At 62.9% G+C, this 8378-nt stretch carries 11 protein-coding genes; all 11 read left to right on the forward strand.

Annotated features, from left to right (window positions below):
- The first annotated feature begins 142 nt into the window (after positions 1-142).
- The 11 genes from ACW4QM_RS09575 to ACW4QM_RS09625 all read left to right on the forward strand — a co-directional run bounded on the left by ACW4QM_RS09575 (position 143) and on the right by ACW4QM_RS09625 (position 7889).
- A complete protein-coding gene (locus ACW4QM_RS09575; RefSeq protein ID WP_114549599.1) occupies positions 143-601 on the forward strand; it encodes a deoxycytidylate deaminase in 459 nt (152 codons plus the stop codon).
- Positions 602-616: 15 nt separating this feature from the next.
- Complete coding sequence (locus ACW4QM_RS09580) at positions 617-772, forward strand: hypothetical protein (RefSeq protein WP_161127414.1); 156 nt, start codon at positions 617-619, stop codon at positions 770-772.
- 54 nt (positions 773-826) lie between these two features.
- Positions 827-1111: a hypothetical protein gene (locus tag ACW4QM_RS09585; RefSeq protein ID WP_455798406.1), complete on the forward strand. Its 285-nt coding sequence runs from the start codon at positions 827-829 to the stop codon at positions 1109-1111.
- Between the two features lie 13 nt (positions 1112-1124).
- The gene (gene atpB / locus ACW4QM_RS09590) at positions 1125-1898 is read left to right on the forward strand and encodes a F0F1 ATP synthase subunit A (RefSeq protein WP_173113508.1); all 774 of its coding nucleotides are present in this window, start codon (positions 1125-1127) and stop codon (positions 1896-1898) included.
- 155 nt (positions 1899-2053) lie between these two features.
- Complete coding sequence (atpE, locus tag ACW4QM_RS09595) at positions 2054-2272, forward strand: ATP synthase F0 subunit C (protein ID WP_022739598.1); 219 nt, start codon at positions 2054-2056, stop codon at positions 2270-2272.
- A 56-nt stretch (positions 2273-2328) separates the two neighbouring features.
- Positions 2329-2940: a F0F1 ATP synthase subunit B gene (atpF, locus tag ACW4QM_RS09600; protein ID WP_022739599.1), complete on the forward strand. Its 612-nt coding sequence runs from the start codon at positions 2329-2331 to the stop codon at positions 2938-2940.
- Positions 2930-3508, forward strand: a complete 579-nt coding sequence (gene atpH / locus ACW4QM_RS09605; RefSeq protein WP_237974476.1) for an ATP synthase F1 subunit delta — start codon at positions 2930-2932, stop codon at positions 3506-3508. The genes atpF and atpH overlap by 11 nt, the downstream gene beginning before the upstream one ends.
- Positions 3502-5073, forward strand: coding sequence for a F0F1 ATP synthase subunit alpha (atpA, locus tag ACW4QM_RS09610; protein WP_237974475.1), 1572 nt, complete (start codon positions 3502-3504; stop codon positions 5071-5073). Before atpH ends, atpA begins: the two co-directional genes overlap by 7 nt.
- Before the next feature lie 12 nt (positions 5074-5085).
- Complete coding sequence (gene atpG, locus ACW4QM_RS09615; RefSeq protein WP_114549604.1) at positions 5086-6015, forward strand: ATP synthase F1 subunit gamma; 930 nt, start codon at positions 5086-5088, stop codon at positions 6013-6015.
- A complete protein-coding gene (atpD, locus tag ACW4QM_RS09620) occupies positions 6016-7461 on the forward strand; it encodes a F0F1 ATP synthase subunit beta (protein WP_022739603.1) in 1446 nt (481 codons plus the stop codon).
- Positions 7461-7889, forward strand: a complete 429-nt coding sequence (locus ACW4QM_RS09625; RefSeq protein WP_022739604.1) for a F0F1 ATP synthase subunit epsilon — start codon at positions 7461-7463, stop codon at positions 7887-7889. The genes atpD and ACW4QM_RS09625 overlap by 1 nt, the downstream gene beginning before the upstream one ends.
- Positions 7890-8378: the final 489 nt, after the last annotated feature.

Raw genomic sequence — 8378 nt, forward strand, 5'->3', positions numbered from 1 at the left:
GCACCCTCTGAACACTGCCTAGCCGCGACCGAAGGTCGCAACATAAAAGCATGAAGGAGCGAAGCGCCTGAGCCGAAGGCGAATAGCGTAGCGGGGCGTGCCGACAGAGGGCATCCGGCGCCCCTTCCCGGAGGGAGTAACCATGGCAGCAGATAACCGTCCCAGCTGGGACGAGTACTTCATGAAGATGGCCAACGACGTGGCCACCCGCACCACCTGCCTGCGCCGCGGCGTCGGCGCCGTCATCGTGAAGGACCGCCGTATCCTGGCCACGGGATACAACGGCGTGCCCACCGGCCTGACCCACTGCAGCGAGACTGGATGCCTTCGCGAGCAGCTGGGCGTGCCGAGCGGCCAGCGTCACGAGATCTGCCGCGGTTTGCACGCCGAGCAGAACGCCATCATCCAAGCGGCCCGCTACGGCATCAACATCGCCGGCGCCACCATCTACGTGAATACGCAGCCCTGCGTCGTGTGCGCCAAGATGCTCATCAACGCCGGCATCACCGAGATCGTCTACCAGAACCCGTACCCCGACGAGCTGTCCCAGGAGCTTTTGGCCGAGTCCGGCATCCTCGTCCGGGAGTACACAGGGGAGTAGATCAGGGAAAAGTCGGTGATCGAAGCGACGGACGCGCTGATGGGCTTCGTTTTAGTGCACCTGCACAAATTTTCCCAGATCAGGGGCGCAAGCCGCCGCCGCGATCATTTCACCGCTCACCCCAGAAATTGGTTGAGTTGGTCAGCTTTTGTGAACAAGACGTTATCATAGGCAACGGTTTACATTGGGTGTAACAGCGCGCAAGCGCCCCGACGGAAGTAGGTTATGGTACTGGCAATCGCACTCGGCATCTTGGCGGGCATCGCGGGGTTTTTGCCCCTCGTGTTCGGCTTGCACCGGGTGAAGCACATGACGGATTCGGGCAATCTGGGGCACATGGGCGTGCTCATGCTCTGTCTGCTCTTCTCATTTGTCCTCATGTTCGCCTTCGCCATCCTCTGCATCAACGTCAACCGGGATGCTGCGCTGCCCTTTGTCCTGTCGGAAGCCGGGGCTCTCTCCGTCACCGCCATTGTGTTCGGCGTGACGAAACTGGCACGGAAAAGCTAGGAAAGGTTGATACGTGGACGCTCTTTCAACGCTCTCTGAAGAGGTACCTCATCTTCAGGCATCCTTCGATCCCACCGTGGTTTTCGGCGGAGTCACTCAGTACATTTTGTGGATGGTCATCTGCTGGATCATCACGCTGGTGCTGATCCTCGTCGTGGGCCGCAAGCTCACGCTCATCCCGACGAACAAGTTCGTCAACACCGTTGAGTACGGCTACCAGTTCGTGCGCAACGACATGGGCGAGGGCATCATCGGCCACGGCTTCAAGAAGCACGTGCCCTTCCTCGCCACGCTGTTCTTCTTCATCCTCATCTCGAACTTCGTGGGTCTCATCCCCGGCTGCAAGACGCCGACGGGCACCATCTCGGTGACCTGGGCGCTCGCCACCATCTCGTTTATCTACTTCAACGTCTGGGGCATCAAGGCCAAGGGCGGCCTGGGCTACCTGAAGTCCTTCGCTCCGGCGGGCCTGCCGAAGGTCATGGTGCCGATCATCTGGTTCTTGGAGCTCATCTCCACCTGCATCCGCTGGCTCACGCTCGCCGTCCGACTTTACGGCAACATGTTCGCCGGCCACATGGTGCTGGGCATCTTCGCCCTGGCCTCCAGCGTGTTCCTCACCTGCGGCATCCAGGCGCTCGATCCCATCAGCGGCGTACTGTCGCTGCCCTGGTTCCTGCTGCTCATCGCCATGTACGCCCTGGAGACGCTGGTGGCGTTCCTTCAGGCCTACGTGTTCACGGTGCTCTCCGCGGTCTACGTCCAGATCGCCACGAGCGCCCACTAGGAACCGATCCCACGCGCCGCGCCCCGCGCCCGCGCACCCGGGCCGCCAAGGCCCCACCCCCCCATCTGGGTTAAGCCGGCTCCTCCAAAGCCGGAAACCATAATCCGTAAGTGTTTTTGGGAAACAGGCTCAAAAACGACCTAAAGGAGGAAACTGTGGAAACTGTATTCGTCATTGCTGCGCTGAAGCTCGTCGGCTATGGCCTGGCCACCATCGGCCCCGGCCTCGGCATCGGCATCGCCTGCTACGGCTGCTGCGTGGGCACCGCCCGCCAGCCCGAGGTGGGTGGCCGTCTGTTCACGAACTTCATCATCGGTGCCGCTCTGGCCGAGGCCCTGGCCCTCATCGGCTTCGTTCTCGCCTTCATCCTCTAGTTCTAGTCTTTAACTGGTTGTCATAGCCGTTATAAGGCTGGAAGGAGGAATTGCACGTGAAGACAAGAGCGAACAAAGCAGTTGCGAAGGTCGCCTTCGGCGCCCTGGCTCTCAACGCTGCTTTCCCGGCGCTCGCGTTCGCTGCTGAGGCGGAACAGGAGGGCGGTATCTCCGCCATCCTCCCGGACATGGCGGAGTTCATCCCCATGCTCATCGCCTTCATCATCCTCTGGATCATTCTCGCTAAGTTCGGCTGGCCGATGTTTGCCGGCATGCTGGAGAAGCGAGAGAACACCATCCGCGAGGCCCTGAAGAAGTCTGAGGAAGCTCAGATCGAAAGCGAGCGCGTGCTGGCTGAGTACAACAAGCAGCTGGCCGACGCCAAGGCCCAGTCCGCGCAGATCATTGCCGACGCCCGCTCTGTGGGCGAGGCCGTCAAGGCCGACATCACGGCCCAGGCCCAGACCGAGGCCGCCGACATGATCGCGAAGGCCAAGGCCGCCATCGAGGCCGAGAAGAAGCAGGCCATCTCCGAGCTGCAGGCCACCGTGGCCGACACCTCGGTCGATGTGGCCGCGCGCCTGATCGGCGAGGATCTCACCGAGGGTGAGCACCGCGCCATCATCGAGCGCTACGTTAAAGAGGCGGGTAGTTTCAATGGCAACTAATCGTCTCGTCGTGAAAGAGGAAGTCGCGGTTTACGCATCGGTGCTCTTCGATGCCGCCCATACCGCCGGCGGCCAGGAGGCTGTGCTTGAGGTGCGCGAGCAGATGGGCGAGATCATTCGCCTCATGCGCGCCGATCTCGAGCTCACCCAGAGCCTGTCGAACCCGGACTTCACCCCCGCTCAGCGCAGGGATTTGGTGGAGGGCGTCTTCGCCGACTGCCATCTGGCGCTGCGCGAGGTGCTCGCGGGTATGGCCGAGCGCGGTCAGGCGGACCTGCTGCCGCGGGTCTTCGATCGCTATCGCGAGCTTCTGGGCGACAAGCTGGGCATCTGCGTGGTCGATGTGACCACCGCCGTGCCGCTCGACGACGGACTGCGCCAACTCATTACGGAAAAAGCCGAGGCCGACCTGGGACGGAAGGCGGTGCTGCGCGAGCGCATCGACAAGTCCATTCTGGGAGGCATCATCATGGATGTTGACGGGAACTACATCGATGCGAGCATGATCTCGCAGCTCAATCGCGCCCGCAACGTCCTCAAGGACACAACAGATGGAGGTGAATGCTAGTGACTGAAATCACCGCACAGTCCATCGACGAGGCGCTGAAGAAGCAGCTCGACCAGCTGAACGTCAGCGTCGAGTCTCGCGAAGTGGGCACGGTCATCCAGGTCGGCGACGGCATTGCGCGCGTCGACGGCCTGCGCGATGCCATGGCCGGCGAGCTGCTCGAGTTCATCGGAGAGGGCGGCAAGACCGTTTACGGCCTTGCCCAGAACCTCGAAGAGGACGAGGTCGGCGCCGTGCTTCTGGGTGACGTCACCGCAATCAAGGAGAACGACCAGGTCCGCACGACCGGTCGTATCGTGGAGGTTCCCGCCGGCAAGGCCATGCTCGGCCGCGTGGTGAACCCGCTGGGCCAGCCCATCGACGGCAAGGGCCCCATCAAGGCCGAGGGCACGCGCCCCGTGGAGTTCAAGGCTCCCGGCGTTATCTCCCGTCAGCCCGTGAACGAGCCGATGCAGACCGGTATCTTGGCCATCGACTCCATGGTGCCGATTGGTCGCGGCCAGCGCGAGCTCATCATCGGCGACCGCCAGACCGGCAAGACGGCCATCGCCATCGACGCCATCATCAACCAGAAGGACACTGACATGATCTGCATCTATGTTGCGATCGGTCAGAAGGCCTCCACGGTGGCCGGCGTGGTGGAGACCCTCGAGCGCCACGGCGCCATGAAGAACACCATCATCGTGGCCGCCACCGCCTCCGACTCCGCTCCGCTGCAGTACATCGCGCCGATGGCCGGCGCCGCCATGGGCGAGTACTTCGTCTACAACGGCGAGGACGGCAAGCCCGCGGGTCCCGAGAACAAGGGCCGCGCCGTGCTCATCGTCTACGACGACCTGTCCAAGCAGGCCGTGGCCTATCGTCAGATGTCGCTGACCCTGCGCCGCCCGCCGGGACGCGAGGCCTATCCGGGCGACGTGTTCTACCTGCACTCCCGCCTGCTGGAGCGCGCGGTCAAGATGTCCGACGAGAACGGCGGCGGCTCCATGACGGCTCTGCCGATCATCGAGACCCAGGCCGGCGACGTGTCCGCCTACATCCCGACCAACGTGATCTCCATTACCGACGGTCAGATCTTCCTGCAGACCGACCTGTTCTTCCAGGGCCAGCGCCCGGCAGTCGACGTGGGCATCTCGGTGTCCCGCGTGGGCGGCTCCGCGCAGATCAAGGCCATGAAGCAGGTGGCCGGCTCTCTGCGTCTGGACCTCGCCAGCTACCGCGAGCTGCAGGCCTTCACCCAGTTCGGCAGCGATCTGGACAAGGCTACCCAGGATCAGCTGACCCGCGGTTCGCACATGACCGAGCTTCTGAAGCAGGGTCGTTACATGCCGATGCCCGTGGCCGAGCAGGTCATTGCCATCTTCGCCGGCAACGAGGGCTTCCTCGACGATCTGCCGCTCACGTCCGTGGTTCGCTTCCGCACTGAGCTGCTCGCGTCGCTGCGCGCCTCCAAGCCGGAGATCCTGCAGACGATCAACACGGAGAAGAAGCTCAGCGACGAGACCAAGGTCGCTCTGAAGGAGGCCATCGCCGCCTTCAAGCAGTCCTTCGACGCCGCAGCGTAAGGTAGGTAGACCATGCCCAACCTACACGACATCGAACGGCGAATCAAATCCGTCACCTCGACGAAGCAGATCACGCGCACCATGGAAATGGTCGCGGCTGCCAAGATTCGCCGTGCTTCCGAGCGCGTGGAGAGCGCGCTCCCTTGGGCGGTCGCCATCTCAGACATGCTCATCAGCACGGCAAAGTACGCTCACTTGGATAACGAGCCGCTGCTGCAGGTCCACGACGAGGTGAAGCGGGTGCTCATCGTAGCCGTCACCTCCGACCGGGGTCTCGCCGGCGGCTTCAACACCAACGTGCTTCGCTATGTGGAGAAGCTCTCGAAGGAAAAGCAGCGGGAAGGTGCCGAGGTGGAGGTGGCTGCCTGTGGCAAGAAGGCCATCGGGTACTTCACCTACCGAGGCATCGAGCCGGTGTTCTCCTTCGCGGGATATTCGGCCGACCCCGAGTTCGCTCAGGCGGCCGAGCTGTCCGGCTATGTGATGCAGGCTTACGCCGAGGGCAAGCTCGACGAGGTGTTCATCGTGTACAACCACGCGAAGAACGCCGCCGAGCAGACCTTGGTCGAGCAGCAGGTGCTGCCGGTGAAGGAGGAGTCCTACGCGGATCTTCTGGGTCTTAAGGCCAAGGAGGAGGACATTTTCAAGTCCTTCCGCGAGCGGGACGATTCCGCCATCCCGGGCGACATCGACTTCGAGCCGAGCACGGAGTCGGTCATGTCCTACATGATGAACGCCTACCTGAACAACGCGTTCTACTACGCGATGCTCGATTCCGCAGCGGGCGAACAAGGCGCTCGCCGCAACGCGATGAAATCGGCTACCGACAACGCGAACGAGATGGTCTCCACCCTGGAGCGCATTTACAACACGGTGCGCCAGGGCGCCATTACCACGGAGATCACCGAGATCGTCGGCGGTGCCGCAGCTTTGGAGGATTAAATGGCTGATAACACTTCTACTGAAGCGGCCAAGGGAGGCGCCATCGGACGCATCGTCCGAATCGTCGGCGCCGTTGTGGATGTGGAGTTCCCGGCGGACGCCATGCCGGCCATCTACAACGCCCTTACCGTGAAGGCACAAACCCCAACGGGTGAAGTGTCCACCGTGCTCGAGGTGCAGACGCACCTGCCCGGTGACATCGTCCGTACCGTCGCTATGACGTCCACCGACGGCATGGTGCGCGGCTTGGAGGCAACCGACACCGGTTCCCCCATCATGATGCCCGTGGGCAAGGCGACCCTGGGCCGTATTTGGAACGTGCTGGGCGAGCCCGTTGACGGCAAGCCCATGCCCGAAGACGTCGAGTGGCGCCCGATTCACCATCCGGCCCCGCCGTTCGACACCCTGGTGACCACCACCGAGACCTTCGAGACCGGCATCAAGGTCGTCGACCTCATCGAGCCCTACGTCAAGGGCGGAAAGACCGGTCTGTTCGGCGGCGCTGGCGTGGGCAAGACCGTCTGCATTCAGGAGCTCATCAACAACCTGGCTCAGGAGCATGGCGGCACCTCCGTGTTCACCGGCGTGGGCGAGCGTACCCGCGAGGGTACCGACCTCTACCTCGAGATGACCGACTCCGGCGTTATCGAGAAGACCTGCCTGGTCTACGGTCAGATGAACGAGCCTCCGGGAGCCCGTCTGCGCGTGGGCCTCGCGGGACTTACCGAAGCCGAGTACTTCCGTGACCAGGGCCAGGACGTGCTGTTGTTCATCGACAACATCTTCCGCTTTACCCAGGCCGGTTCCGAGGTGTCCGCACTGCTCGGCCGTATGCCCTCCGCTGTGGGCTACCAGCCGACGCTGGCCACCGAGATGGGCGATTTGCAGGAGCGCATCTGCTCCACGCAGACCGGTTCCATCACGTCCGTGCAGGCCGTGTACGTGCCCGCCGACGACCTGACCGACCCGGCCCCGGCCACTACGTTCACCCACCTGGACGCCAAGACCGTTCTGTCCCGTTCCATCGCCGAGCTGGGCATCTACCCGGCCGTGGATCCGCTGGAGTCCACCTCCCGCGCGCTGGATCCCGAGATCGTCGGCCAGGAGCACTACGACGTGGCCATGGGCGTGCAGCAAATCCTGCAGCAGTACAAGGATCTGCAGGACATCATCGCCATTCTGGGCATGGACGAGCTGTCCGAGGACCAGAAGTTGACCGTGAACCGCGCCCGTAAGGTGCAGAAATTCCTGGGCCAGCCGTTCCACGTGGCCGAGGTCTTCACGGGCCTGCCCGGCGTGTACGTCAAGGTCGAGGACACCGTACGCTCCTTCAAGGAGATCCTCGATGGCAAGTGCGACCACATCCCGGAGCAGTGCTTCGTGAACAAGGGCGCCATCGAGCAGGTCTACGAGGCCTACGACGCCATGCAGAAGGAAGGTAACTAATGGCCTCCATGGGCTGCATTGTGGCTCTTCCCGACAAGGCCCTGTTCCAGGGCGAGATCACCTATGCCAACATCCCGGGGACCGACGGCTACTTCGGCGTGCTGCCCGGGCATGAGCTGACGGTGTCGCTGAACCGCGAGGGCGGCGTTGTGACGCTGACCATCGGCGAGAACGAGAAGCGCGAGTTCCTCGTGATGGGCGGCGCCACCTCCGTGCTCGACGACAAGGTGACGGTGCTGGCCCGCTTCGGTACGGCCGTTGAGGACATCGACGCCGAAGCCGTGCGCGCCGAGGCCGCCGAGTGCAAGAGCGCCATCGCCGAGCTGGAGCAGAAGAACGATCCCCAGGATCAGGCGACGCTGATGACCCATCAGAAGAAGCTCGAGTGGTGCGAGGCCCAGCTTGCGCACGTAGGCCAGGCCGCGTAAGGTCCAGCCGAGCCAAGAAAGGGAGCCGCGACACGCGCAGCCCCAAATTTTGAGCCTGTTTCGAGAGGCGCCCACCCCGGGCGCCTCTCGTCGTTTAACTACGAAACCGACTTCGCTTCATGTCCGACGTACGAAATTGACTTCGCTTCATGCTCAACGGCATTTCCCTACGCTCGAGCGAGTCGGAAATTTTCGGAGCCTTCCCAACGGCCGCCCCTCTCAGTCAACGAACACCCCCGTTTTTGCATGAAATCTCGAGTTGTTAGCGTCTAGGGCCGCTGCGCGAGAAGATCGGGAAGATGCGCGCCAAATGCGCTCTCGCAAAACACCAGGTCAAGATCTTGCTCCTAGGAGATACCTCCAAGCTCGTCATTCGGGCGCACCTCCGAGGGGGGTGCGGACAGTTACTTGGACAGCGGCCTACGCCGCCAGCCCCAACCGCCTCCTGCGGTTGTCTATCGTATCGTAGACGGTCCTGCCGCCCTCCCG

The organism is Adlercreutzia sp. CNCM I-6207, from assembly GCF_977072305.1.